Source organism: Parendozoicomonas callyspongiae (assembly GCF_023502345.1).
Lineage (GTDB): Bacteria > Pseudomonadota > Gammaproteobacteria > Pseudomonadales > Endozoicomonadaceae > Sansalvadorimonas > Sansalvadorimonas callyspongiae.
Map to the genome: position 1 here is coordinate 17,125 of NZ_JAMFLX010000021.1, position 26,366 is coordinate 43,490.

Consider the following 26,366-nt stretch of genomic DNA (forward strand, 5'->3'; position numbering starts at 1 on the left):
ATGGTGACTAAACTACAAGAGCATTTCATAACTGGAAAATATTTATGGATCGGGCTGGATCAGCACCGCCACAATGGCCGGGATCATTATCTCCCCATGAGGAACGCAGTGACCCGATAGGGCACCGAAGGCGAACCAAGGCTTTCTCTCAAACCAGGGAGGGATATATTTCTCCTGTGCCTGGAGAATTGTCATTTGAAGTAGACAGTGCTGTTAACCAATCGTTAGAAAGCTGGGAGAGAAGAGAGAGCTCACTATCTGATTACAAAGTCTCCAGCCACCCTCCTTTAAAGGGGCAACTATCTTCAGCATCTTTGACCAGTGTCTCTTCAACAGAAAGTGATGAAGGCAGTACAAGTACATTGTCTGAAGGTGGGGAATCTACAGCTGCAAGTTTCCCGACATGGAATGAGTTGATGGGGCTTGGGACTCCACAAGATTTTATGGATGCCAGTCAGTCTTCTGTTCTTAGCCTGCTAATAACCGGACAAATCCCTGTAGAAGACAGAATACGGCTACCAATTGATCTGCTACAGACATTTTGCCTGCAGGCTGCGGGGGAACTGCATTTTACCAATGAGCTGCTCTTAAAAATGGACAGCCTTTTGAAATACGCAAAGCTAAGTGAAGTAGGCGTGACGGGTGTAAAAGGAAAAATTGAATGTCTATTGAAAACCGTTTCACACCTTCGTACAGATATTGAAGAGTGTCGGCAGGCTTTCAATGAAGGGTTAAGGATAAAAACCAGAGGAAAAATTAACCCTCTCTACGAAGATCTGCCTGAAGGTGTTTGCTCTCTTGGAACGGAAACAACAAATCATGTGGAAACATTAATCGCTGCATGGATAGAGCTGATCATGTCTATGGAAGAAATGCGCAAGGCAATGCCATCAGCAGAGGTTCTTTTTTCAAGTTGTGCAGAAGATGCCTGGCAGCAGGCAACAGCAGCAAAGAAGCATTCTAAAGAAGGTCTTAGCGAGCTTAAACAGTATGTAGAAGCTACCAATAACTTTTGGGCGAGTGTACAGGCACGCCTAAAGGATAAAAGCTACCCCCTGTTTATGCTGGTACCCGAAGAAGAAAGAAGTCACTGCCATGAGCTGGTCTGTGAGCGCTTTGATTTACCTCCAGCCCTTCCGTTTGTGTGGTATATGGTCAGTGATGAAGGTAGAGGTGTGCCTGATAGGCCATCTGAGTGGGTTTTAGACAAGTCTAAGGTTGTCAAATCAATAAGTACCACTCAGATCTATAGTTTTCAGACTGTCGAAGAAGCTAAGCAAAAACTCAGGGATGTACAGGAAAGAGAACTTGCAGAGAAAAAGTATGCAACTGAAGAAGAGTTTCAATATCAAAAGCTGCCACGCTTTAAATCCCGTCCAGCAAGGTATTTCGACTATCAGCCGGTAGCTATATATGGTCTTTCCCGTATTAAGGACAAGGCGCTACGTGAGAATAAAAAAATTGTTGACATAATCTGGTTTTTTAATGAAGAAACGCCCAGAAAAGAGGTAAGTGAGCAGTTAAGTGCTCAAAGAGAAGTGCAGAAACTGGAGACACTTTGTATTCCTTCAATTCAAGAGGTTCTTGGCGATATCGTCGAAAAACTTGATGAAAAGAAGCGCAAGGAAATTAGAAAGAAAAAGGGAGCATTCAAATCCAGGATCAAAAAGCTTCAGGAATCTGTTACACAAAAAAGTAAGCCGCCGCTACTGGGTAGCCATTCAAGTCCCACCATGGGCGTTCCCATACCGGAACCGGATAAGCTGGAAATCGAGAAAATTTCTCTGGCTGAAGTTGCAGGAATGCTGGTTCCGGAAAACACACTGACGGAAGTGGAAGAAAAGCCACCAACTGCTACTTATACCCCTCGGCCCTGGACGCGATCAGAAGGGGATAGCTGATTATTCTCAAAATGGGAATTGGTCATGGGGACTTCCGTTCTTTCCCGTCGTCGCTTTCTTCAGGCAACAGCAACTGGGGCCGGGGTTGTATTAGCTGGTCAAAAGGCTACTGCTGACGTTCGTCGTGTTGGCCCCTGGGCCAGCCAGTACGGTGAACGCTCTCCTTTCGATAAGGTAAACCGAACAATCTCCGGAAACCTGCAGCATGAGTCAGAGACTCCTCAGCAGGCTTTGAGTGGGATGATTACACCCTCTTCTCTGCACTATGAACGACATCATGCAGGTGTTCCGACTATCAGACCGGAAGAGCACAAGCTGCTGATTCATGGGATGGTGGAAGAACCAAAAGTTTTCACTTTGCACGACCTTCTGCGATTTCCTCAAGCCAGCCGGATCTGTTTTCTGGAGTGTGCCGGTAATGGCAAGCATCACTTCAAGTCAGATGAAAAAACAACACCGCAAAGGCTTTGCGGGCTTATAAGCCAGAGCGAGTGGAGCGGTGTCTCACTTTCATCTTTATTGCGGGAGGTAGGCGTTAAGAAGTCTGGTTCATGGTTGCTGGCGGAAGGTTCCGATGCCTGCCTGTTAACCCGCAGTATCCCAATGGAGCGTGCGCTGGATGATGTTTTGATTGCCTATGCCCAGAATGGAGAAGCTGTGCGGCCTGAGCAGGGTTACCCACTGCGACTGATTGTTCCCGGTTGTGAGGGTAGTATGAATGTAAAGTGGCTGCGCAGGCTGGAAGTGTCTGACCAGCCGTTTATGACCAGAGAAGAAACTGCCAAATACTCAGATCCATTAAAAGACGGCACTGTTCGCCAATTCAGCTTTGTGATGGATGCCAAATCCATCATTACTCAGCCAGCTTATCCCCTTCAGATTGAAAAAGGCTGGCACGAAATTAGAGGGCTGGCATGGAGCGGCAGAGGACAGGTCGCCGGGGTTGAAGTGAGCGATGATAATGGAAGCAGCTGGCACCAGGCGCAATTACAGTCACCGGTTCTGGATAAGAGCTGTGTCAGGTTTGGTTTGCTGTGGAAGTGGGATGGAAAGGAAAGGCTTTTAACCAGTCGTGTGATCGACTCGACAGGATACACCCAGCCATCGGCGAGAGAGTTAATCGCTATTCGAGGAAAGCAATCATTGAGGTATCACAATAACACAATGACAACCTGGCGTGTGCAGAGTGATGGACAGGTGTTTTATCAGCGAATGGATTAACCTCCAGCTGAGAGCTGCTGGAGGTAGTAATCATTCGGCTGCCTTAGTGGTGACAACCACATCCACCATGTCTATGCTGATGCTTGCCATGATGTTCGTGGTCATGCTTATGCTTACCGCAGCATCCGCCTTCTTTTCCGTGTTCGTGCTTATGCTTATGGCCGGGTGTATGTGCCTGTTCAGGGTCAGTCATTGGAAACAGGTTTTCATTCAAATCTTCAAACAGGGAGCGGGCATTGGTTTTGTAAACCTTGAAATCAGCGGCCAGCAGCTTGCGCAGCATGCAGCCACCCAGGTCACGCACAACGATTCTGTCCGGGTTTGCAACGGTCAGCAGTTCAACCAGAAAGCGCTTGGCTCTGCCGGGGCAGCCTTCGGCGTTTAGAACAGGGTTAGCCATACGCTTTACCTGTTCACCTTTCTCGTTCAGAAATACGAACTCTTCGGCTTTGGAAAAGTGATCGGAAATTTTGTTCTCATCAACAGGAACTACAGTGATCATTTTCTGTTGTCTCTTCATCCTTGCGATTCATCATCAATGCCTTACCGGAGGCAATACATTCCGTGACTTTATGCCGGGCTGATTTCAGGACATTCGCAAGGGTCTGTCTGGAAACTCCCATCTCCTTCGCAGCTTCCTGCTGCTGCATCCCCTCAAGATCTACGAGTCGCAGGGCTTCAAACTCGTCATCATCCAGCCACACCTTTTCCAGCTCTCCCATGGGGATGCCGTTAGGTTTAAAGCAGCTTCTGGCAGGATGGCCACATATTCTGCGGGGAAGTTTTGGTCTTGGCATAACATACCTTTAACATGGCATATGCTATTTATACTCTTCATTAATAGCGTATGCCAGTAAAAAGAATTGAGTTTAAAAACAGAGGCACTGGGAACTCGTTGTTTCATCGGTATAATCCCTGTCTTTGGATTATTTGGACGCGTAGAGATCACCCGATGGAGAGCATCTTTCAGCGAATCGCTTCGGAGCTGAACGTCAAGGAACAGCAGGTTACCTCCGCCGTTCAGCTTTTAGACGACGGAGCAACAGTTCCGTTTATCGCACGTTACCGTAAAGAGGCAACAGCCGGCCTGGATGATACCCAGCTTCGCAATCTGGAAGAGCGCCTGCGTTATCTTCGGGAAATGGAAGAACGCCGCGCCGCTATCCTGAAGAGCATCGCCGAACAGGATAAGCTAACGCCGGAGCTGGAAAAGGGCATCAAGGAAGCGGATACCAAGACCCGCCTCGAAGACCTGTACCTTCCCTATAAGCCCAAGCGCCGTACCAAAGGCCAGATTGCTATTGAAGCAGGCCTTGAGCCCCTTGCAGACGCACTGTTTGCCGATCCAACCTTAACCCCTGAGTCTGAAGCTGAAAAGTTCATTGATGCTGACAAGGGGGTTGAGGATGTAAAAGCGGCTCTGGATGGCGCACGTTACATCCTGATGGAGCGCTTCAGTGAAGACGCAGATCTGCTTGGCCGTCTGCGTAAATTCCTGTGGGATGAAGGACGCATGTCCAGCCGTGTTATGGCTGGCAAAGAGAAGGAAGCCGCCAAGTTTCGCGACTACTTTGAACATGATGAGCCACTGAAAGGTGTTCCTTCACACCGTGCGCTGGCTATCTTCCGCGGCCGTAACTCCGGCCTGCTGCAGGTTTCTGCGACCATTGAAGGTGCAGAAGATCGCACAGTCACTCACCCCTGTGAGCTGATGGTTGCTGAACACTGGAGATTGGAAGATCAGGGCCGTGCTGCAGATAAGTGGCTGCGTGACTGTGTTCGCTGGACCTGGCGTGTGAAGCTGCTGCCTCATCTGGAAACCGAACTGATGGGACAGGTGCGTGAAGCGGCAGAAGAGGAAGCGATCAAGGTCTTCTCCAAGAACCTGAGCGACCTGCTGCTGGCAGCCCCTGCTGGCCCTCGTGCTACTATCGGTCTCGATCCTGGTCTGCGTACCGGTGTTAAGGTTGCCGTTATCGACAAGACTGGGAAGATGGTGGATCACACCACCATCTTCCCACATGTTCCTCATAACAAGTGGACCGAATCCCTGGGCACCATTGCCAAGCTGGTACTGAAGCATGGTGTTGAGCTGATCGCTATCGGTAATGGCACCGCTTCCCGTGAAACGGATCGTTTTGCTGCGGAAGTGATCAGGCAGTTCCCGAAACTGAACCTGTCCAAGGTTGTGGTCAGCGAAGCAGGCGCTTCTGTTTACTCTGCTTCTGAACTGGCTGCGAAAGAATTCCCTGAGTTGGATGTTTCCTTCCGTGGTGCGGTATCCATTGCCCGTCGTCTGCAGGATCCTCTGGCCGAACTGGTTAAGATTGACCCGAAGGCTATCGGTGTTGGCCAGTACCAGCACGATGTCAGCCAGACCTTCCTGGCCCGCAGCCTGGAAACCGTTGTTGAAGATTGTGTAAACGCCGTTGGTGTTGATCTGAACATGGCTTCCAGCGCCCTGCTGACCCGTGTATCCGGTCTGAATGCAACGATCGCCCAAAATATTGTCAGCTACCGTGACGAACATGGAGCCTTCCCATCCCGTGACAAGCTGAAAGAAGTGTCTCGTCTGGGCGAAAAGACCTTTGAACAGTGCGCTGGCTTCCTGCGCATTATGGATGGCGAAAACCCGCTCGACCGTTCAGCTGTTCACCCGGAAGCCTATCCAGTAGTTCAGAATATTGCTGCCCGCTTTGAGCGTGATGTGCGTGGCCTGATTGGAGATTCCGGCTTCCTGAAAGGTTTGAAAGCTGCCGAGTTCACCGATGAGAAGTTCGGTGTGCCTACCGTGACCGACATCATCAGCGAACTGGATAAGCCGGGTCGTGACCCTCGCCCAGAGTTTAAAACTGCCAAGTTCCAGGAAGGTGTTGAGGATATTAAAGACCTCAAGCCCAATATGGAGCTGGAAGGCGTGGTCAGCAACGTAACCAACTTTGGTGCGTTTGTGGATATTGGTGTTCACCAGGATGGTCTGGTGCATATCTCTGCTCTTTCCAATAAGTTTGTGAAAGATCCCCGCGAGATTGTGAAGGCCGGTGACGTTGTGAAGGTGAAAGTGCTTGAGGTTGACGCTGAACGTCGCCGTATTGCTCTTACCATGCGCATGTCTGATGACGCCAATGCAATGGCTGGTGGCGAGCAGCAGCCTGCACGCAATGAGCGACGCCAGAATCGTAGTGGTGACAACCGCAAGCCTGCGGCTAATTCTCGTGGTGGACAGCCCCGAGGCGGACAGAAGCAGGGCCGCCAGCAGAAGGATAAGGCTGGTACTTTTGCTGATCTGTTTGCCAATGCCAAGCAGTTGCGTAAGTAACTGATGTGCACCTCAGGGAACAGTCGTAAGACTGTTCCCTCCATTCTTTCTTAGGCCCTAATGCTGGCAAAATGTAAAAAAGAAAATGTATAGTGGCTGTTCACTGATCGTTGCCTGCACTGCGACTGTTTCAGTGTTATCAGAATTTGACGCAAAGGGGTTTGATTTTGTCAGCCAGATTTTTGCATCGTCTTCAGGTTTTATCCCAAGAAGAAAACATCTCCAGTCTGGAGCAGATTGGTCACGGCATTGAAAAGGAAGGTTTACGGGTTACGCCGGAAACTCGCCTTTCTGAAGCGCCCCATCCCGGCGGCCTTGGCTCCGCGCTGACCCATCCTCACATCACAACAGATTATTCTGAAGCCCTGCTGGAATTTATCACTCCGGTTTACCAACATCCCGAAGAAGCCCTGGCATTCCTTGAAGAGCTGCACTGTGAAGCCATGCGGCAGATGCCGGATGGAGAAACCATCTGGGGAACAAGTATGCCGCCGATTCTGAATGGCGATGACAGCATTCCTGTCGCTCAGTACGGAAATTCAAACTCTGGGTTGTTGAAGCATATCTACAGGCAGGGACTGGCCTGGCGATATGGCAAGGCCATGCAGACGATTGCCGGTATTCACTATAACTTTTCTCTCAGCCGGGATTTCTGGTGTTTGATGAAGGAGAGTGAAGGCAGTGAGTTATCTCCTCAGGACTATCAATCAGCTGGATACTTTGCCCTTATTCGCAACTTCAGGCGTTACTCTTGGTTGCTGTCCTATCTGTTTGGAGCATCTCCGGCATTAGATAAAAGTTTTCTGGATGGGCAGGTCAATCACGACCTTGAACATTTTGATGATGATACCTTGTATCTACCCTGGGCGACTTCCCTGCGAATGAGCGATCTGGGTTATAGCAACCATGCCCAGTCGGATCTGCAGATCTGTTACAACACTCTTGATAATTATGTTCAGAGTCTCTGGAAAGCGATCCATACCCCTTATAAGCCATATGAAAAAATCGGGATTCGTGTAAACGGAGATTACCGTCAGCTCAATACCAACCTTCTCCAGATTGAAAATGAATATTACAGCTCTATACGCCCTAAAAGGGTCATTCAGTCAGGAGAGAAACCTGTTCAGGCACTGCGGGAAAGGGGTGTTGAATATATTGAAGTACGCAGCCTGGATATCAACCCATTGCTGCCCCTGGGTATTGATGAAGTTCAATCCCGCTTCCTTGATGTTTTCCTTGTTTATTGCGTGCTAAGTGATAGCCCGGATATTTCCTCGGAAGAGTGCTCTCAGGTTGTCAGCAATTTCTCACTAAGTGTGTGTGAGGGGCGTCGCCCAGATTTGCTGTTGAACAATAAAGGTACTGATATATCTCTGATAGAATGGGGTAATCAGTTGTTTGACCAGTTGCTTCCTGTAGCAGAGCTGCTTGATGTCGCTAACAGGTCTTCGCTGTATACTGAAAGCCTGAATGCTGAAAGAAAAAAACTGGATAATGTTGATCTGACTCCCTCTGCCGTCATTTTGTCACGGCTGAATCAGGGGCAATCCTTCAGGGAGTTTTCCAGAGATATTACCGCAGAGCATGCTGCTCGATTTAACAGCATGCCTGGTTTAAAGGAACGTCAGGATTATTTTTCTCGGCTTGCCGCACAGTCTCATACTGCTCAACAGGCCAGAGAAGAGAGTGACTCAGAGGATTTTGAGACATTCCTGCAGAATTATTTTAGGGAATAAGTCAGGCCGCTCGATTAGCTGTACTGTTTATGGAAATAGACTTTCCATAGCCAGGGGGAACTCATGGCTGTTTACAGGGCAGTTTTATATGTTTGATAACAGGTAAGGGATCGAATACTAATATGACTCTTCCAGACTCCAGGGTTCTACATTTTCTCGCCTTTTTGGTATCAATGGGGTTAATAGGTGGATCTTTGACTCTGCAGCATGTTGTTGGGCTTGAGCCATGTCCTCTGTGTATTTCCCAGCGCATTGTGGTTATTTCCATTACCCTCGTGGTTTTGATTGCAGCGATTCATAACCCCCAGACGAAAGGGAAAAGAAATTATGGGCGCATTGTTTTTGTCCTTGGTCTGTTTGGAATTGGATTAGCTGTTCGGCAGCTTTATCTGCAGAGTTTACCTGTTGATCAGGCACCCGCCTGTATGCCCGGCCTTGATTATCTGGTTGAAGTCCTGCCGCTAACTGAGTTGATTACCGTGATGTTCAGTGGAACCGGTGACTGCGCTGAAGTTCAATGGAGTTTCCTTGGACTGACAATTCCTGGCTGGACCCTTGTTTGTTTTATTTGTTATTCGATATTTGGTCTTCTGGAGATGGTTCGTAAACATCACCTCTATAAATAATCACCTCAAAGTTTCCGTTCATTTTTTTCTGAAAATGCAGCTGTTATCCTGATCGGGATAAGCTGCATTTTGTTTTTCCGGCTGGTGGAAAAAATGAACGCTATGCGTGGTCTTTTTATTCTGTTTCTTTTTCAAACTCTGGGTGAGTTTGGAAATCGTCTACTAGGGTTGCCGCTTCCTGGACCGGTATTGGGCATGCTCCTGCTGTTTCTTGCCCTGTGTCTTATAAAGTCAGTGCCTGATGACCTTGATAAAAGCAGTCAGGTTATTGTTGGCAATATGGCGATGCTTCTTGTGCCTGTTGCCACAGGGTTTGCTTATTATCTGGTAAAAATTCAGCAGCAGATTCTGCCTATAGCTTTGGCTGCAACTCTGGGGACAGTGATTGCGATTGTTTTCACGTCGTTACTGATGAACAGTTTAATTAAAAAGGAGTCAGAAGATGAGTAATCTTCAAGAGCTTCTGTTGAGTCCGCTGTTTAGTTTGACCTTGACCGCCGGCAGTTATCTGCTGGGTCAGAAAATTTATAAGCTGTCCCGCTGCTTTCCTCTGCTTCACCCTGTGCTGATGGCTGTGATACCGGTGATTGTGATTTTGCATTTAACAGGGTTGGATTATCTCCAGTATCGAGAAGGTACCGAGTTTTTCACTTTGCTTCTGGGAACAGCGACTGTTGCACTGGCAGTGCCACTCTACCAGCAGTTGCACCTGATTCGCACACACGCCAGAGCATTGATGTGGACTCTGGTTCTGGGAGCAATATTCACTCCTGCAGTAGCACTGGGTCTGGGGTGGATAAGTGGTGCTACTGAAGTGACGCTGCTCTCGCTGGCTCCAAAATCTGTAACAACGCCGATCGCTATTGCTGTTGCAGAGAGTATTGGTGGTCTGGCAACAGTTGCTGCGGGCACTGTGATTTGTGCAGGTATAGTTGGAGCAGTTATTGCGCCTCCATTAATGAGCAGGATGGGAATTCATAACCCCGCCGTGCGCGGTTTCACAATGGGACTGACAGCGCATGCTGCAGGGACAGCGAGAGCATTTGAAATCAGCCCTGTCAGCGGAGCCTTTGCCAGTCTGGGGCTTGCACTGACAGGCGCATTAACTGCTTTTACCATGCCTCTGGCATGGGAGTTGATAAAGCTGTTTTAATACGCTTCCTGGGTCAGAGCATATTCGGATAGCGCCAGGATATGGCTGAGAAAGGTGTTCTCAACCTGTGGTGACGCGAAGTAAATATGCCTTGAGTTCAGGTAATCATTTACGCTCCCTCCCCCCATAAGAGCCAGATAGAAAGCTCGCAGAGCTTCATCAGCAACATTGAGATGTGACACGATATAGGCCGCAGAGGCTGGTACGGATTCCATAGCTATCTCCCGAACCGAACCAGTTATTGATATGCCTGTCTTAGGCTTCCCGCACAGTATAGGCGGGTGACTGGTTCTCGCCGTAGTTGTAAGGCGTCTTTTTAAGCGGCATCGTACGTACGACGCATTCGGACTGTTTACTCTGATACCCGAATGCTCCTAATATGGGCGTGTTAAATACTATTGTCTGAGAGACTGTACATATGTCCATTGAATCCCTGAGTCAGCTGGAAGCAAAAATTCAAAGCGCAATTGAAACTATTGGTATTTATCGCCTTGAAATTGAAGAGCTGCGCGAACTGAAAACCAAGCTGGAACAGGAAAACATCAAACTTGAGCAGGATAACACCAGTCTGCGTAACGAACTGCAGTCTTGGTCTGACAAAGTTGGTGCTCTGCTTGGACGTTTGGATTCTGTTCAGGAAGAAGAGACCGTTTAATACGGCTTATTACTCAAAACAAAGGCCGCCTGATTGCGGCCTTTGTTCATTTTAAAGATCAGGCACTGGTGGAAACAGTTGTACTGTTTACTGGCTTCCAAAGAATTGACAGCAGGAATGCCGCCAGACCAGGAATCAGCCAACCCAGGCTATAGCTGTATAGAGGAAGGATATAGAACGCGCCTTCTGAAACAAATGTTGCCCAGCTGACACCGCTTGCGGACAGACCATCTATAAAGCTGATAATAAAAATAACAGACAGCGTAATACGGTAAGTGCGCGCAGGTGAGGGCAGCATATTTCGAACAAGTGCCAGAAGGATCAGAGCAATTGTGACAGGGTAAATAATCAGAAGAGCTGGAATAGTGATCGCCAGCAACTCATTCAGGCCAACATTGGCGATCAGAGCGCTGACCAGTGTGCAGGCAATAACATAGCCGCAGTATCCCATAATAGGCAGACTCTCACTGAAGTACTCAGCGCAGGCAGTCATCAGGCCGACGGAGGTTGTCAGACAGGCCAGGGTAATGGATGCACCCAGCAGGAAGGAACCCCAGCTGCCATAGAGCAGGTCTACATAAACATTAAGGATATCTGCACCGTTCTCAGCGCCGGGAATAACACCGTGGCTGGTTGCTCCCAATACAGAAAGCATAATGTAAACAGCGCCCAGACCAACAGCAGCCATGACGCCAGCTGTAATTGTGTGACGGGTCAGTTCACTGCTATCAGTTACACCGCGCTGTTTCAGGGCAGTGATAATAACGATACCGAAGGCCAGTGAAGCCAGGGTGTCCATAGTCTGATACCCTTGCTGGAATCCCCATGAGAAAGCACCGTCTTCCAGAACAGTAATTTTCTCACTGACAGGGCCCAGTGGTGTAACGAATACCCCAAAGGCAATAGCGCCAAGCACAAGAACCAGTATGGGGGTAATAATTTTGCCGATATTATCAATCAGGCGGCCGGGGAAAAGTGACAGGCAAAGGGTGAGGCCGAAAAACACGCAGCTGTAAATCGTCTGGCCATAGCTGGAACTTTCAAATCTATCAGCAAAGCTCATCTCCCAGGCAACAATGCCTGTTCTTGGTGCTGCGAACAGGGGGCCAATCGCCAGATAAAGAACCAGACCAACAATAAGCGCTACAGAAGGAGGCAGGTCACGGGTAAATTTACTGAGGCCGCCACCCAGGCGTGCCGCTGCAATAACACCCAGAAGTGGCAGACCAACACCGGTCAGAAGAAAGCCTGCCACGGCAATAATAATATCTGCGCCGGCAATTTGTCCGAGGTAAGGAGGAAATATCATATTTCCTGCGCCGAGGAACAGCGCAAATGTCATCAGCCCGATTGCGATAATGTCATTGGTTTTGAGAGATGCCGACAAGAAGAACCCCTTATAAATACTGAAATTTGGGAAGGTGCCGCGAATATGCTGTCGGATTGGCAAGTCTTCCCTGAAGGGCCATCAATTCCCATTCTCGAAAAATAACGATGTCTACCTCCAGACAGGCTGGAAGTATTAATACGCCGGTAGTGGGAAGAGCCAGATCTGCCTTATGGTAAATGCAGTCTTTTTAGAATGGCCGAATGAAACCATTTATGTTGGCCCGACTCTTGTGAAGCCGTACCAACCCACGCGTACCAGTTGCGCGAGAATATATATGGCACAGGATCTCTGAACCGGCAATTAACAGTTATACCTACGAAGAAAAATGTTTTTAAAATTATTTCTGGCAACGAGGGGTTGTTGCCAGAAATAATTCGGGATGGGGTTTGTTAAGCGCTCTTGAGTTGCTCCAGCTCTGCTTCAGCTTCTTCCAGTTCTTCTGAAGCCTGCAGCCACTGTTCCTCAATAGTGTTTGATTCCTGAACCAGTTTGGCCTGCTTTTCCAAAAGCTCTTTTAGCTTGAGTTTTGAGGATTCCTCATACAGGGAAGAATCACCTAACTGTTCTTCCAGGCTGGCCAGCCCAGACTGAGCCTTGTCCATCTGCTTTTCCAGCTTTTCAACCGCTTGTCGGAAAGGTCGAAGCTTCTTGCGAAGCTCGGCTTCAAGACGTTTCTGATTTTTCCTGTCCTGAGCTGTAATCCGTTCACGATCTTCATCTTTGTTTGAAGCTGATGCCGCAGCTGCTTCCTCACGTTTCTGCTTGGCAAGCCACGACGCATATTCGTCCAGATCACCCTCATAGGGCTCAACGGCACCGTCGTGAACCAAGTAAAGCTTATCTACTGTGTAGCGAAGCATATGACGGTCGTGAGAGACCAGAACCATCGCACCATCAAACTCCTGCAAAGCCATGGTTAGCGCATGGCGCATTTCCAGGTCGAGGTGGTTGGTCGGTTCGTCAAGCAACAGCAGGTTGGGCTTTTGCCAGGCGATAATGGCTAAAGCCAGACGTGCCTGTTCACCACCTGAGAAGGAGCCAACCTGTTCATCTACCTTTTCGCCATGGAAGCCAAAAGAACCCAGGAAGTCTTTTATTTCCTGCTCACGGACTTCAGGTGACAGACGCTGAATATGAATGGCCGGAGTGGACTTTTGATCTAAAGCTTCCAGTTGGTGCTGGGCAAAATAACCAATCTTGAGATGTTCACCCCGCTGCTCTTCACCGGCCAACATCTGCAGCTGGCCCGCCAGAGATTTCACCAGCGTTGATTTGCCAGCACCGTTGGGGCCTAGAAGGCCAATGGTGTCGCCTGGCTGCAGAGACATGACCACATTTTTCAGCAATGCCGTGTCGTAGCCCAGAGAACCGCTCCGCATGGCAAGAAGAGGGTGGGACATCTTCTTGGCTGTGGGAAATCTGAACCGGAATGGTGAGTCCATGTGGACTGGCGAAACCATATCCATTCTGACCAGAGCCTTGATGCGGCTCTGGGCCTGTTTGGCTTTGGTTGCTTTTGCCCTGAAGCGCTCAATAAAGCGTGTCAGTCTCTCCTGTTCACGCTGTTGTTTCTCATGAATTGCCTGCTGTTGGGCAAGACGCTCACCGCGAATGCGCTCAAAAGCCGTGTAGTTACCTCGATAGAGGGTTATGTCCTGACGTTCAATATGAGCAATATTATCAATGACTGTATCAAGGAAGTCCCTGTCGTGAGATATCAGGATGAGGGTTCCCGGGTATCTCTTAAGCCACTCTTCCAGCCAGAGAATGGCATCCATATCCAGGTGGTTGGTCGGTTCGTCCAGCAACATTAGGTCGGATGGACACATCAATGTCTTCGCCAGGTTTAGGCGCATCCGCCATCCGCCTGAGAACTCCTTAACACTGGTATCTACCTGTTCCTGTCTGAAGCCCAGACCATGCAAGAGCTGTTCTGCCCTGGAACGGGCACTGTAGCCATGGTGGGCATCATATTCTGCATGCAAACGAGCGAGGGCGAGATCATCGCCCTGGTTCTCGGCTGCTTTCAGCTCGTTTTCGATACGCCTTAGCTCAGCATCCCCATCCAGGACATAATCCACCGCTGAACGGTCAAGAGCCGCGACCTCCTGGGCCATATGGGCCACACGCCAGCTATCTGGCATGGAGATATCGCCGGTATCTGCATGGGTTTCTCCCAGCAACAAAGCGAATAAAGAGGATTTACCTGAACCGTTGACCCCAGTTAGGCCAACTTTTTGCCCCGGGTGAATAACAAGATCGCTGTCTACCAGCAGTTTCTTGCCACCCCGTAATAAACTGACTTGATTTAACCTGATCATGGCGGGAGATTTTAGGCTTTGTCACCGCCGATTCCTATGGGGTGTGTCATAAGGAGAGAAAATAAAAACGGGGCCTAAGCCCCGTTGGATTAATGTTGTCTTTCAGACAAATATTTTATCTTTTCTTAGCAGTCTTTCGTACTGCCTTGCGAGCTGGCTTACGCTTAACGGCAGACTTGCGGGCAGCGCTCTTGCGAACGGCTGGCTTACGCTTGGCTGCAGACTTACGTACAGTCTTCTTGGCAGTCTTGCGCTTGGCAGCAGTCTTACGGGCTGCTGGCTTACGTACAGTCTTCTTGGCAGTCTTGCGCTTGGCAGCAGTCTTACGAGCTGCTGGCTTACGCTTGGCAGCAGTCTTACGGGCTGCTGGCTTACGCTTGGCTGCAGACTTACGTACAGTCTTCTTGGCAGTCTTGCGCTTGGCAGCAGTCTTACGAGCTGCTGGCTTACGCTTGGCTGCAGACTTACGTACAGTCTTCTTGGCAGTCTTGCGCTTGGCAGCAGTCTTACGAGCTGCTGGCTTACGCTTGGCTGCAGACTTACGTACAGTCTTTCTGGCAGTAGTTTTACGCTTAGCGGTAGACTTGCGAGCTGCTGGCTTACGTTTAGCTGCAGTCTTCCGTGCAGTAGTCTTGCGAGCAGTAGTCTTACGCTTCGCAGTAGTCTTGCGAGCGGTAGTCTTGCGAGCCGTAGTCTTGCGGGCGGTTGACTTACGAGTGGTGGTCTTACGCTTGGCTACAGTTTTTTTGGCTGTAGATTTGCGAGTGGTCTTCTTCTTGGCGGTTGTCTTGCGGGCTGCCGTCTTTCTAGCAGTACTCTTTCGAGCTGTAGTTTTCTTGGCAGTTTTGCGGACTGTTTTCCGCTTTTTGGCTGCTGCACCCGCTTCGCGAGTCGCAGCCTCGGACTTATCGAAGTCCATTTCTTCATTGCTCATGGCTTTCTCCTTAAGCACAGCACTTGCAAGCGCGATACCCTCTGGCAGTGCCATGCCGTCAGGTATCCAGTTGCTATCGAATTCAGCCCAATTAGCTCTGAAAGTGCATCAATAGCATGACTGGCCTTTATTGGTTGCCCTGTATCCTTGCAGAGCAACCAGTTTTCAATTTCTGCGTCCTTTCTTATTTTTCTTATTATTAAGGGCTGTGAAATGATAGCCCGCTGTTAAAACGCCTTGCTGAAGGGGTATATCAGACGCTACTTTGTCTTTCTTTTTAGTGGTGTTAAAAATCAGAGCCACTTTGCTTTCTTGTTTTCTACCAGCTTGATCATCAAATGGCTGAACCACCTTGTTTGTGATCCAATTTTATTGTTCTTTTTGACAGCTATTTTTGATTTTAAAGAAAACATTATAAGCATAAAGAAACTTATACCATCTTTTCTACAGAACATAGAAAATCATTTATGTAAATGCAAACAAGATATTGAAAAAACTACATCTTTGTTAAAGATAAGTGTGAGCTGATAAATTTCTATATAAAAAGGTGTATTTGTTTTTTTTATAAAAAACCCTTAAATAAAAGAGTTTTTCTTATTTGTTAATGAGTTGATGTCTTATTCCAGATTGAAAGAAATAAATTGATTATTTTGTGTCAAAAACATGGTGGGGAGATATTCTAGGGGCGGCTAACGGCTTGCTATTGGCACAAATTTGAACAACTATGTGTGTTTGCGCAGACTTACGCACAACTCCCATCACAGAAGAGAATGCAATGAAGCTGAAAACGATTGCTGCGACAATGATTCTATCCACCGCAACAGCCATGCCGACATTTGCCGCAGAAAAGGTGCCATCCACAGATGCTGAGAAGCTCAGTTATAGCCTCGGCAACCTGTTTGGTACTCGTATGAAGGAGGTGTATGAGGGGTTGGACGCAAAAATGGTTGTATCTGGGATCAATGACGCATTATCAGGTAAAAAGCCTGCTTTGGATCAGGGGGAAATGCTGGAATTGATTCAAAAAGCCCAGCGTGAAGCTGCTATGAAAGCCCAGCAGCGCATGATTGAAGCGGCTCAAAAGAACCTGGAAAAAGGTGAAGCATTCTTAAAAGAGAACGGTAAGAAGAGTGGTGTAGTAACCACTGAATCTGGCCTGCAATACTCCATTATTAAGGAAGGTAAGGGTAATAAGCCGACTGCGAATAGCAGCGTAACTGTTCATTATGAAGGGCGCTTGCTTGACGGTAATGTCTTTGATAGCTCTTTCAAGCGTGGTGAGCCAACGACATTTCGGGTGAATCAGGTGATTCGTGGTTGGACTGAAGCCTTGCAGTTGATGCCTGAAGGGTCAACCTGGGAACTCTATATTCCATCTGATCTGGCTTATGGCCCTGGTGGGGCACCAGGTGGTGGAATTGGTCCAAACGAGACTCTGGTCTTCAAAGTTGAGCTGATTAAAGTAGAAACACCAGAGAAGACTGACTCTTAAAAAAGTAGGGCTAGAGACTGAACTCCAAGTTACTGCCTCGCTGGAGGCAGTAATATAATTCTGGAAATCCGTATCTGGTTCTCTAGGTCAGCCGGCAACCATCTGGCTGGCTTCTTCCCTGTGAGCATTGTGTAGAATTGCAATCAACTGATCTTCCAGGGAAAAGCGCTCTTCCAAAGTCTCACCTATGTGAGAAAGCATCTTTTGAAGCTCTGGAATACTGCCCAGCTTCTCGCATCGGTCATTGAAATCGAGACAGGCTTCGGTATTTTTCTGAATCGCTGGGAATAGCTGACCTGAGCGGCTTAGTGCCTCCTCATCGCCAAACTCCATAGCTTCTCTTTGCAGCTGTTCGTAAATCTCGAAGTGTCCGGCAGAGACATAGTCCACCAGAAGCTGACAGAAGCGACGAAGCTTCTCTTGCAGGGGGCGGTCATCGTTACTCTGGTGATCAACGCCGGTCATGGAGCAATAAAGAACAATCATGTTCTGGCGCTCATTCAACCAGTTGTCGATAAGCTCAGAGACCCCTCCCCAACGTTCTTTGGCTGACTTGCAACCCTCCAGCATCATCTTTCCCCTTTTACTGTTAGCGTTCAGTTTTTTACAGCCAGATTTAAGGAAAGGCCGACCAGAGATCATATCTGTCCGGCTTATTTGCCTAGGGTACGGCAGTGAATATGTTCACGGCAAGAGCAAACAATAGAAATCAATCAATTTCTACAAAAAAAACACCAGTACTTAAAGGAAGGATACGTTTTAATGAATAATCGAAATAAAGAAACTGTTTTTATTTATCTAGGATTATTTAAAAAGGATGCGAAGGTGTTTTTATCTTACTAATGAGTCTGGATATTTAATAAGAATAAGTCGTTTATCTCTTCATTTATTAAATGATGGGTATCTCATTTATTTAGTTGTTATTGAATTGTCCTGATGTGCCCTAATGAGTAACTCAGGCTGTTTAGGAAAAGTGCGTTTAGCGGGTGTTGTAATTTTTGAGATTTTTACAGGCAAAAAAAGACTTACGCTGAAGCTGTAAGTCTTGATATGTTTGGCGCACCCTACAGGATTCGAACCTGTGACCTCTGCCTCCGGAGGGCAGCGCTCTATCCAGCTGAGCTAAGGGTGCATGCACGTTGGTATGCCCTAGCGGGCGGCGCCAATAATACTCAGGACGTGCGCTCAAGTCCACGGCTTTTTGCCTTGTCTCCTGTTATCGATAGTGCCTGGTTAAAAGAGCTTCAATTGTTATTCGTCTTTTTGTAGAAAGGTGTGGTGAGTTCGTGTTGACATGTCTTGCGGGTCATTGTTGGCGAGTGTCTGATTCGGCTATAATCGCCGCTGGCTATAACAAACGGGTCGGCTTACCTGGGCAAGGATGTGAAGTTGTTTAGGGGGAATAAGCCAGCAGTGTGCATAAAAAGTCCGTGAAAAAATGAGGAAAGGCGAGTGGCAAACGTCAACAGGATGCGTGCTATCAGTGTTGCAGTTTTTCTGGGGGGCATGGTGAGCAGTCTGGTGATGGCTGCACCGAAAGAAGTCGACAAAGTTACCCGCCAGGAAATTGTTGGAAGGATCGCACCGGTCGGTGAGGTCTGTATAGAAGGCCAGCCCTGCGCAACTGCAGCGCCAGTTGCTCAGGCAAGTGATGGACCAAGAAGCGGCGAAAAGATATACAACTCCTATTGTACAGCCTGTCATACCGCTGGCGTTCTGGGGGCTCCCAAGAAGGATGATGCGAATGCATGGAGTCAGAAGCTGGCAGCAGCGGGTTCTTACTCAACGCTGTTAAGTAATGCTGTCAAGGGAATCGGGTCCATGCCTCCCAAGGGAACCTGCATGGATTGTAGCGATGAAGAAATCAGCATTGCTATTGAGTATATGAGTGGTCTCAAACCATAACGAGTATGACTTTTTTGTGGTGTTGATGCTTTATCCGGCCTTTCTGCAGAGTTGACTGTGGAAATGAGTAAATATTCATCATTTAAACAAGGTGATAAAGAACAAATCAATGTAACATCACCGCCCGTTTCACGAAGGAGGGCTGTCCAGTGGGCAGCCCTTCAGTTGTTTTAGCATGCGTATCCGGAGAGCGCTGTTATGCTTCACAAGTTTTGTCTGGCTTTATCATTCTCTGTTCTGTCTACCCTCAGTTTTCTGCCTGCAACTAGCCAGGCCGAAGAGCAGAACAATGAACTTTTTGTTTACAACTGGTACGAGTATATTGCTCCGAATACCGTTCCTGACTTCGAGAAGAAGGCTGGTGTAAAGGTTACTTATGACGTTTATGACAGTAACGAAGTGCTGGAAGCCAAACTTCTGTCTGGTCGTAGCGGCTACGATATCGTAGCGCCTTCCCATGACTTCCTGGCAAACCAGATCAAGGCTGGTGTTTATGAGCCTCTGGATAAGTCCAGGTTCAAGAACTACAAAAACCTCAACCCTGAAGCCATGAGGCTGTTGGATGAAGTTGATCCCGGTAATAAGTACGGAATCCCTTACCTGTGGCAGACCACAGGTCTGGCCATCAACCCAGCCAAGGTTAAAGAGTTTGCCGGTGAAGATGCTCCTGTAGATAGCTGGGAGCTGGTCTTTAACCCTAAGTACATGCAGAAGCTGGAAAAGTGTGGTGTCGCCTTTATGGATGCCCCGACAGAAGTATTCCCGGCGGCTTTGCGCTTTATTGGTAAGGATCCTAACTCCCGTCGTAGTGGCGATTACCGCGCTGCTACCGATATGCTGATGAAGGTTGCTCCTTACGTTACCTACTTCAACTCATCCCGAGCTTTGACTGATCTGGCCAACGGTGATGTTTGTGTTGCTATCGTATGGTCTGGTGATGCATTGATCGCAGATGAGCGTGCCCAGAAGGCTGGTAATGGTGTATCCGTTAAGTATGTGATTCCTAAGGAAGGTGCTGCGGTATCTTATGATGTCATGGCTATTCCCAAGGATGCAGAGAACAAGGAAAACGCTTACAAGTTCCTGGATTACGTTATGGAACCCAAGGTCGCTGCAGATATCACCAACTTTGTGTATTACGCCAACCCCAATAAGGCTGCAACGCCATATGTAGAGAAGGAACTGCGTCAGAATCCAGGCGTATACCCCTCCGGTGCGATTGAGAAGAGCCTTTATATCTTCAAGCCTCTGGATGGAAAGCTGCGTCGCGTAGTCACACGTGAGTGGACTCGCATTATCAGCGGCCAGTAAGCCCAGAGAATAAAACCTCAAAAGACCCCGGTGAACGGTCGATATATCCCTTGCTGAGAGATAGCTTTTCAGCTGGCTCGGGAAGGGATATGTTAAGTCGACAAGGTTTACAAAAATCAGGAGGTGCTGATACCTATATGGTACCAGCGCCTCTGCTCGTTCTGCTGGGGGGAGACCGGGCATGACCAACGAAGGTGAAGGCCTGACCATAATGGTCGTCGAAGATAACGACTTTCAAAGGGCTGTTGCCGCCAAGGTTCTGGAAGATATTGGCTGTGAGCATGTCATGGCTGCCAGAAACGGGCAGGATGCACTTGAACAGATAGTTGCTCATCCAGACCGCATTCATATTGTTGTCAGTGATTTGGATATGCCAGAGATGGATGGCGTTGAGCTATTGCGCCACCTTGCCGAACGCAAGCTGGCTGATGCCATGGTCGTTGCCAGTGCCCTTGATGCTGCCCTGATCCACACGGTTGAGGATATGGCTGAGGAGCATGGGCTTCAGGTTCTCACTAATGTGAAAAAACCCGTTACCCGAGAGAAGATCAGGGGTGTTATTGAACAGTACCGTAAGGAGCACAGGGCACGAAATCCTGATGCATACTCTGGTGTGTTTACAGCGGAAGATATTCAGGAAGGGTTGGACGCCGGCCAATTCCAGGTCTGGTATCAGCCCAAAGTCAGCCTGAGCGATGGCAGCTGGCTGGCATCGGAAGCTCTGGCGCGGTGGGATCACCCTGAACAGGGTGTCGTTATGCCGGGACGCTTTGTGCCGATTATGGAGAAATCCTCCCTGATTGATCAACTCACCTGGAAGCAGGTGCATGCCATTGTCGAAGATTTAAGGAACTGGCAGCTTCAGGGGCGGGACCTGACAGTCGCTGTGAATCTCTCCCCTCTCCTTCTCGAAGATGTTTCCATGCCCCAGAAACTCGAAGAAATTCTGGCTCACCACGGTGTTTCAACATGCCGTATGACACTTGAGATCACCGAGAATGTGGTGATGAAAAATCTGGCCAGAAGCCTTGAAACCCTGGCCCGGTTAAGAATGAAGGGCTTTAATCTCTCGATTGATGATTTCGGTACTGGTTTTTCCAACTTCCAGCAGTTGAACCGTATTCCTTTTACTGAGCTGAAAATTGATCGAAGCTTCGTCAGTGATATTACCCATAAGACCACCAACCGCATCATTGTTGAATCTAATATTGATATGGCGAAAAGACTGAGGCTGTCTACGGTTGCTGAAGGTATTGAAACTGAAGAAGAGTGGAACAAACTCAAGGAACTCGGCTGTGATTATGCTCAGGGGTTCCTGGTTGCCCGTGCCATGCCCTATTCCCAGATGCCTGAGTGGGAGAAAAACTGGAAAGAGCAGTTTAAATCCCAGTTGAGTGACTAGTTTTTCTTGATAAAAGTGGTAATTAAAACCGGCTAATCAGCAGCTTCTCTATAGATATCGACAAAGAGGTTGGGGCTTTCCGGGAGCTGTTGGTGTTATCCCCTGATATTCCTCCCCTTGCGCTGCGAGCGGTGCTTCTCTAGAATGCCCTGTTCCCATGGCTTATGCTGTGGGATTTCTCATTGGGGATTTATCCCTTACTCCTTGCCTTACCCGATGACACGGTTATCCGGATCGTGGGAGGCTGTTTAACCCGTAAGGAGCAGATATGCGTCATTACGAGATCGTATTCCTGGTACACCCAGACCAGAGCGAGCAAGTGCCCGCTATGGTTGATCGTTACAAGAAGATCATCGAAGAAGACAACGGTACTATCCACCGTCAAGAAGATTGGGGCCGTCGTCAGCTGGCTTACCCAATCCAGAAGATCCACAAAGCTCACTACGTTATGATGAACGTAGAGTGCAGCGACGAAGCCCTGAAGGAGCTGTCCAGCAACTTCCGCTTCAACGACGCTGTTATCCGTAACCTGGTTATTCGTCGCAACGAAGCTATTACCGAGCCATCCATTATGATGCAGGTTGAAGAGCGTCGTGAGCGTCGTGATGACCGTCGTGACGACCGTCGCGATGATCGTCGTGAAGAGCGTCGTGAAGCTCCTGCTTCCGAAGCTCCAGCAGCTGAAGCTTCTTCCGAAGAGTCCGCTGAATAATCCTGTTTCAGGCTAACCGTCAGTTCTGAGGCCTGAACGCAGATTTTCTGCATAGGATAAGGAACTCTAGATAAGGAGTTGTTGCAATGGCACGTTTCTTCCGTCGTCGCAAGTTCTGCCGTTTCACCGCTGAAGGCGTTCAAGAGATCGATTACAAGGATCTGAACACCCTGAAGGCGTACATCACCGAAACTGGCAAGATCGTACCTAGCCGTATTACCGGCACCAAGGCTCGCTACCAGCGTCAGCTGGCGACCGCTATCAAGCGCGCTCGCTACGTTGCTCTGCTGCCTTACTGCGATCGCCACTAAGATTTCCCGTTAGTTCGGAATCTTTTGTCATGCAGAGCTTTGCTCTGCATGGCGTACCTGTACAGGTTTTTACAGTGTGAATCCCTGTACTAATCCATTACTGGTGAAAGGTATTTAGAAATGGAAGTTATTCTTCTGGAAAAAGTCGCCAATCTGGGCGCACTGGGTGAAAAGGTTAAAGTTAAGGCTGGTTACGGCCGTAACTTCCTGGTTCCTTTCGGCAAGGCAGTTCCTGCTACCAAGGCTAACGTAGCTGAGTTTGAAGCTCGTCGCGCTGAACTGGAAAAGGCTGCTTCCGAGAAGCTGGCTAACGCTCAGAAGCGTGCTGAAGAGCTGGACGAAATCGAGCTGACCATCACTGCTAAGGCTGGTGATGAAGGCAAGCTGTTCGGTTCCATCGGTACCCGCGATCTGGCAGAAACCATCTCCGCTACTGGCATGGAAGTTGCCAAGAGCGAAGTTCGTCTGCCTACTGGTCCTATTCGCACCATCGGCGAATTCGACATCGCTCTGCAGCTGCACCCTGAAGTTGCTGCTACCGTTAAGATCTTCGTTGAAGCTGAATAAGTTTTACGATCATCTTAAAGAAAACCGCTGGTGCTTTGCTCCGGCGGTTTTTTTATGTGAAAGTTTTTTCATCCCCCGAGGGTGACAAAAAACTTTTTTCGCTCAGGGCTGTTTATGCCTTTTCTACAGACCTGATTATCGGCTCGTAAATTCTATACGTCCGTTGCAGTTTGTTTGTGCTCCCGTGAAATGTTTCGGGTAGTATTGGTTCTTTAATCCAATGCGCGAAACAGAATTCATCTCATCCTATGCTGGATACCGAACTCACCAGAGAATTACCAATCGACGAGGCTCTGGCAAACCTCAAGACCCCACCTCACTCAATTGAAGCTGAGCAGTCTGTCCTTGGCGGCCTGATGCTGGATAATGAATCCTGGGACAAGATTGGCGACAAGGTTACCTCTGAGGATTTCTACAATCCGGCCCACCGCAAGCTGTTTGAATGTATTCAGCTTCTGGCCCAGGACTCCAGTCCGTTTGATCCAATCACCGTAGCCGAAGAGCTGGATCGTAAAGGGCATCTGGAAGAGTCTGGTGGGATGGGGTATCTCACCGAGCTGGTTGAGAGTATTCCCAGTGTTGCCAATTTGAATGCTTACGCTGATATCGTTTATGAGCGCGCAGTTCTCCGCAGGTTGATCAGCTCAGCTCAGCGTATTGCCGATGCTGCTTATGCTCCTGAAGGCAGAAAGGCTGATGATCTTGTTGAGCTGGCAGAGCGTGAAGTCTTCAATATTGCTGAATCCCGGGCCAAAGAAGGCGGCCCTGTCGGAGCGCGGGAGATACTGAAGAAGACCGTAGAAAAAATTGATGAGCTGTTTAAAACCACGGGTTCAATCACAGGTATAACTTCAGGCTTCAAAGACCTTGATGAGATGACCGCCGGTTTTCAGTCTTCCGATATGGTCGTGCTGGCAGCACGTCCATCCATGGGTAAGACGACCTTCGCCATGAACCTGATTGAAAATGCTCTGATGTCCACGGAAGAGTGCATTGTCGTATTCAGTCTGGAAATGCCTTCTGAACAGTTGATGATGCGTAGCTTGGCTTCCCTTGGCCGTATAGATCAGGGCAAAGTGCGGACAGGTAAACTGGAAGATGAAGACTGGCCCAAGCTTTCCAATGCGGTAAAGAGCCTGAAAGAGAAGAAACTCTTTATTGATGATACTGCAGGTATCAGCCCCCAGGAAATGCGTACCCGTCTGCGCCGTATTCACCGTGAACATGGCAAGGTTGCCATGGTGATGGTCGACTATCTTCAGTTGATGCAGATTCCCGGTTTCAGCGAAGGCCGTACTAACGAGATTTCGGAGATTTCCCGTTCCATCAAGGCGATGGCAAAAGAGTTTGAATGCCCGGTGATCGCACTGTCACAGTTGAACCGATCTCTGGAACAACGACCGAACAAACGACCAGTAAACTCTGACCTCCGTGAATCCGGAGCGATCGAGCAGGATGCTGACGTGATTATGTTTATCTACCGGGATGAGGTTTATAACCCGGATACGGAACATAAAGGCGTTGCCGAAATTATTATCGGTAAGCAGCGGAATGGTCCTATTGGGTCAGTCCGGCTGGCATTCATGGGACGCTTCAGTCGTTTTGAGAATTTGGCTCCGGAAGCGTATGGGAATTTTGACGACGATTGATGCTGTTGTGATCTCAATATAAAAAAAGGCGCAGATGATTCTGCGCCTTTTGCGTTTCACTTGCTGAAATTACTCAGCCTTTGGGAACTTACCTTCCCAGACAACTTTCTGATAGTTAACCGGATCAGTATTTCCTTCGGTGTTCAGAACCCAGACGACTGAATTCTCATCCATGCCCAGCTTCTCCATCAGCTGCTTGCCTTCTTCCTTCTGACCAAGCGCGTACAGGATGCCGGTGCCGATTGCACCAGACTCACCAGAAGTAACGGCAGGGTCACCAGCCATTGGAGCGGCCAGAATACGCATACCCACAGCGGCCAGGCTGTCATCGCAGGACATAAATGCTGTTGCATTGGCTTTCAGGATTTCCCAGCCCAGAGTGCTTGGTTCACCGCAGGCCAGACCAGCCATAATGGTATCCAGCATATCGTTTACGATAACGATCTCACCATCTTTCTGCATGGCAGAGCGATATACGCAGTCAGCCTTCTCCGGCTCAACGATAATGGACTTGAAGCTATCAGGGCCATACTGACGACCAAAGGCGGCAAGGATTGCACCAGCCATGGAACCAACACCGGCCTGCAGGATAATGTGAGTAGGCTTCTCAACACCCATTTCAGTCATCTGCTCAACAGATTCACCAACGATGGTGGTGTAGCCCTGCATGATCCACAGAGGAATCTCGGTGTAACCTTCCCAGGCAGTGTCCTGAACGTAAGTCCAGCCATTCACTTCAGAATGCTCGCAGGCCATGCGAACAGTGTCGTCATAGTTCAGGTCGGTAACGATAACGTCTGCACCAAGGTTCTCGATATTGGTGACACGCTCTTCAGCAGTACCCACAGGCATGTAGATAACAGCTTTTTGTCCCAGCTTGTTGGCAGCCCATGCGATACCACGACCATGGTTACCGTCGGTAGCGGTGGCAAAGGTCATGGGCTCAGTGATTTTAGATTTGATGGTATCCAGGTTCAGTTCGTCATCGGACAGGTTGAACTCTTTTGCCAGCAGACGGGCAACGGAGTAAGAGCCACCAAGCACCTTGAAGGCGTTGACATCAAAGCGCTGACCTTCGTCTTTTACCAGGATCTTGCCAATGCCCAGCTTTTCAGACAGTGCAGGCAGGCTGTACAGAGGAGTTGGCTTGTAGTTAGGCAGGCCTTTATGGAAAGTGCGAACATTTTCCAGAGTGGTATCGCCAAAACTGGCAAAGTGCTTGGGATCCAGAAAACGGTTAAAAGTATTGCGCAGGCAGTTAGGAACGATGTCCTCAACAATAGTATTTACTTCTTTAACGTTTGCAGAATCATTGATAGCTGCAGATTCGGTTGCCTCAACTTCAGAGCGCAGAACGGCGTTACCAGTTTCAAGTTCCATGGTCGATGTCTCACTATAAATTCTGTTTTGACTAACACTGTCGATACGCTGCTGTAGTTAGCAACGTATGTTTGAATTCGATGTGGCTATAGTAGGGTTTTTTCTCGCAAGACAAGGGAAAAAACAGGCGAAAGTGTGACTTTTTCCTGCGAATTTGGTGCTTGTTGTGATTGTTTTTCCTGAAAATTAAATGTCAGGCAACGCACACTTGCACTAGCAGTTAGTTGTTGCAATCCGTGAAATATACCGAAACAGGCGATTTACCTGCCCATTGACCACTACGTTGCCTGTTGCTACCGTCGCCCTCATCTCTGCAACGCAGGTATTCAAACAACTTGATATTTTCCTTGTTTATGTCCATACCTTTACTTTTTTAGACAA

Annotated in this window: 25 protein-coding genes and 1 tRNA gene; 16 read left to right on the forward strand and 10 right to left on the reverse strand. The window is 48.6% G+C overall.

Annotation, left to right across the window (positions count from 1 at the left end; all coding sequences use genetic code 11):
* Nucleotides 1–44: 44 nt before the first annotated feature.
* Together M3P05_RS14670 and soxC are read left to right on the forward strand one after the other, a co-directional pair.
* The gene (locus M3P05_RS14670) at nt 45–1,901 is read left to right on the forward strand and encodes a hypothetical protein (RefSeq protein ID WP_249700571.1); all 1,857 of its coding nucleotides are present in this window, start codon (nt 45–47) and stop codon (nt 1,899–1,901) included.
* Between the two features lie 24 nt (nt 1,902–1,925).
* Nucleotides 1,926–3,122: a sulfite dehydrogenase gene (gene soxC, locus M3P05_RS14675; RefSeq protein ID WP_249700573.1), complete on the forward strand. Its 1,197-nt coding sequence runs from the start codon at nt 1,926–1,928 to the stop codon at nt 3,120–3,122.
* 43 nt (nt 3,123–3,165) lie between these two features.
* On the opposite strand, the gene M3P05_RS14680 is transcribed toward soxC, so the two are convergent.
* Together M3P05_RS14680 and M3P05_RS14685 are read right to left on the reverse strand one after the other, a co-directional pair.
* Entirely contained in the window at nt 3,166–3,624 is a 459-nt protein-coding gene (locus tag M3P05_RS14680) for a NifB/NifX family molybdenum-iron cluster-binding protein (RefSeq protein ID WP_249700575.1), read from the reverse strand.
* Nucleotides 3,602–3,919, reverse strand: coding sequence for a DUF134 domain-containing protein (locus M3P05_RS14685; RefSeq protein ID WP_249700576.1), 318 nt, complete (start codon nt 3,917–3,919; stop codon nt 3,602–3,604). The genes M3P05_RS14680 and M3P05_RS14685 overlap by 23 nt, the downstream gene beginning before the upstream one ends.
* Before the next feature lie 155 nt (nt 3,920–4,074).
* Here M3P05_RS14685 and M3P05_RS14690 point away from each other — a divergent pair, with 155 nt between their 5' ends.
* The 5 genes from M3P05_RS14690 to M3P05_RS14710 all read left to right on the forward strand — a co-directional run bounded on the left by M3P05_RS14690 (nt 4,075) and on the right by M3P05_RS14710 (nt 9,956).
* Complete coding sequence (locus M3P05_RS14690; RefSeq protein ID WP_249700578.1) at nt 4,075–6,441, forward strand: Tex family protein; 2,367 nt, start codon at nt 4,075–4,077, stop codon at nt 6,439–6,441.
* A gap of 167 nt (nt 6,442–6,608) precedes the next feature.
* Nucleotides 6,609–8,177, forward strand: coding sequence for a glutamate--cysteine ligase (gene gshA, locus M3P05_RS14695; RefSeq protein ID WP_249700580.1), 1,569 nt, complete (start codon nt 6,609–6,611; stop codon nt 8,175–8,177).
* Nucleotides 8,178–8,299: 122 nt separating this feature from the next.
* The gene (locus M3P05_RS14700; protein ID WP_283777823.1) at nt 8,300–8,803 is read left to right on the forward strand and encodes a disulfide bond formation protein B; all 504 of its coding nucleotides are present in this window, start codon (nt 8,300–8,302) and stop codon (nt 8,801–8,803) included.
* Between the two features lie 93 nt (nt 8,804–8,896).
* Nucleotides 8,897–9,253, forward strand: a complete 357-nt coding sequence (locus tag M3P05_RS14705) for a CidA/LrgA family protein (RefSeq protein WP_249700584.1) — start codon at nt 8,897–8,899, stop codon at nt 9,251–9,253.
* On the forward strand, nt 9,246–9,956 hold the full coding sequence (locus M3P05_RS14710; RefSeq protein WP_249700586.1) for an LrgB family protein: 711 nt from the start codon (nt 9,246–9,248) through the stop codon (nt 9,954–9,956). Before M3P05_RS14705 ends, M3P05_RS14710 begins: the two co-directional genes overlap by 8 nt.
* On the opposite strand, the gene M3P05_RS14715 is transcribed toward M3P05_RS14710, so the two are convergent.
* Nucleotides 9,953–10,171: a hypothetical protein gene (locus tag M3P05_RS14715; protein ID WP_249700587.1), complete on the reverse strand. Its 219-nt coding sequence runs from the start codon at nt 10,169–10,171 to the stop codon at nt 9,953–9,955. The genes M3P05_RS14710 and M3P05_RS14715 overlap by 4 nt on opposite strands.
* A gap of 203 nt (nt 10,172–10,374) precedes the next feature.
* Here M3P05_RS14715 and M3P05_RS14720 point away from each other — a divergent pair, with 203 nt between their 5' ends.
* Nucleotides 10,375–10,611, forward strand: coding sequence for a cell division protein ZapB (locus M3P05_RS14720; protein WP_249700589.1), 237 nt, complete (start codon nt 10,375–10,377; stop codon nt 10,609–10,611).
* A 58-nt stretch (nt 10,612–10,669) separates the two neighbouring features.
* Here M3P05_RS14720 and brnQ read toward each other — a convergent pair whose 3' ends face one another.
* The 4 genes from brnQ to M3P05_RS14740 all read right to left on the reverse strand — a co-directional run bounded on the left by brnQ (nt 10,670) and on the right by M3P05_RS14740 (nt 15,607).
* Complete coding sequence (gene brnQ / locus M3P05_RS14725; RefSeq protein ID WP_249700591.1) at nt 10,670–11,998, reverse strand: branched-chain amino acid transport system II carrier protein; 1,329 nt, start codon at nt 11,996–11,998, stop codon at nt 10,670–10,672.
* A 392-nt stretch (nt 11,999–12,390) separates the two neighbouring features.
* Nucleotides 12,391–14,322 carry an ATP-binding cassette domain-containing protein gene (locus M3P05_RS14730; RefSeq protein WP_249700593.1) on the reverse strand — a complete coding sequence of 644 codons (1,932 nt, stop codon included), beginning with the start codon at nt 14,320–14,322 and terminating at the stop codon, nt 12,391–12,393.
* Between the two features lie 115 nt (nt 14,323–14,437).
* Complete coding sequence (locus tag M3P05_RS14735) at nt 14,438–15,310, reverse strand: histone H1-like repetitive region-containing protein (protein ID WP_249700596.1); 873 nt, start codon at nt 15,308–15,310, stop codon at nt 14,438–14,440.
* 111 nt (nt 15,311–15,421) lie between these two features.
* Nucleotides 15,422–15,607, reverse strand: coding sequence for a hypothetical protein (locus M3P05_RS14740; RefSeq protein ID WP_249700598.1), 186 nt, complete (start codon nt 15,605–15,607; stop codon nt 15,422–15,424).
* 424 nt (nt 15,608–16,031) lie between these two features.
* On the opposite strand from M3P05_RS14740, the gene M3P05_RS14745 reads away from it, so the two are divergent.
* A complete protein-coding gene (locus M3P05_RS14745; protein WP_249700599.1) occupies nt 16,032–16,748 on the forward strand; it encodes an FKBP-type peptidyl-prolyl cis-trans isomerase in 717 nt (238 codons plus the stop codon).
* 87 nt (nt 16,749–16,835) lie between these two features.
* On the opposite strand, the gene rsd is transcribed toward M3P05_RS14745, so the two are convergent.
* Together rsd and M3P05_RS14755 are read right to left on the reverse strand one after the other, a co-directional pair.
* On the reverse strand, nt 16,836–17,390 hold the full coding sequence (gene rsd / locus M3P05_RS14750; protein ID WP_408635919.1) for a sigma D regulator: 555 nt from the start codon (nt 17,388–17,390) through the stop codon (nt 16,836–16,838).
* Between the two features lie 413 nt (nt 17,391–17,803).
* Nucleotides 17,804–17,880: transfer RNA gene (locus M3P05_RS14755), tRNA-Arg, on the reverse strand.
* A gap of 320 nt (nt 17,881–18,200) precedes the next feature.
* Between M3P05_RS14755 and M3P05_RS14760 the strand changes: the two genes are divergently transcribed.
* The 7 genes from M3P05_RS14760 to dnaB all read left to right on the forward strand — a co-directional run bounded on the left by M3P05_RS14760 (nt 18,201) and on the right by dnaB (nt 24,605).
* Nucleotides 18,201–18,653, forward strand: coding sequence for a c-type cytochrome (locus tag M3P05_RS14760; protein ID WP_249700601.1), 453 nt, complete (start codon nt 18,201–18,203; stop codon nt 18,651–18,653).
* A 198-nt stretch (nt 18,654–18,851) separates the two neighbouring features.
* The gene (locus tag M3P05_RS14765) at nt 18,852–19,964 is read left to right on the forward strand and encodes a polyamine ABC transporter substrate-binding protein (RefSeq protein WP_249700603.1); all 1,113 of its coding nucleotides are present in this window, start codon (nt 18,852–18,854) and stop codon (nt 19,962–19,964) included.
* Nucleotides 19,965–20,145: 181 nt separating this feature from the next.
* The gene (locus tag M3P05_RS14770) at nt 20,146–21,366 is read left to right on the forward strand and encodes an EAL domain-containing response regulator (RefSeq protein ID WP_249700605.1); all 1,221 of its coding nucleotides are present in this window, start codon (nt 20,146–20,148) and stop codon (nt 21,364–21,366) included.
* Nucleotides 21,367–21,634: 268 nt separating this feature from the next.
* A complete protein-coding gene (gene rpsF / locus M3P05_RS14775) occupies nt 21,635–22,078 on the forward strand; it encodes a 30S ribosomal protein S6 (protein ID WP_249700607.1) in 444 nt (147 codons plus the stop codon).
* 86 nt (nt 22,079–22,164) lie between these two features.
* Complete coding sequence (rpsR, locus tag M3P05_RS14780; RefSeq protein ID WP_249700609.1) at nt 22,165–22,389, forward strand: 30S ribosomal protein S18; 225 nt, start codon at nt 22,165–22,167, stop codon at nt 22,387–22,389.
* Between the two features lie 120 nt (nt 22,390–22,509).
* The gene (rplI, locus tag M3P05_RS14785; protein ID WP_249700611.1) at nt 22,510–22,956 is read left to right on the forward strand and encodes a 50S ribosomal protein L9; all 447 of its coding nucleotides are present in this window, start codon (nt 22,510–22,512) and stop codon (nt 22,954–22,956) included.
* Between the two features lie 248 nt (nt 22,957–23,204).
* Nucleotides 23,205–24,605, forward strand: a complete 1,401-nt coding sequence (gene dnaB, locus M3P05_RS14790; RefSeq protein WP_249700613.1) for a replicative DNA helicase — start codon at nt 23,205–23,207, stop codon at nt 24,603–24,605.
* A 69-nt stretch (nt 24,606–24,674) separates the two neighbouring features.
* On the opposite strand, the gene dpaL is transcribed toward dnaB, so the two are convergent.
* Nucleotides 24,675–25,985, reverse strand: coding sequence for a diaminopropionate ammonia-lyase (gene dpaL, locus M3P05_RS14795; RefSeq protein ID WP_249700615.1), 1,311 nt, complete (start codon nt 25,983–25,985; stop codon nt 24,675–24,677).
* Between the last annotated feature and the right edge of the window lie 381 nt (nt 25,986–26,366).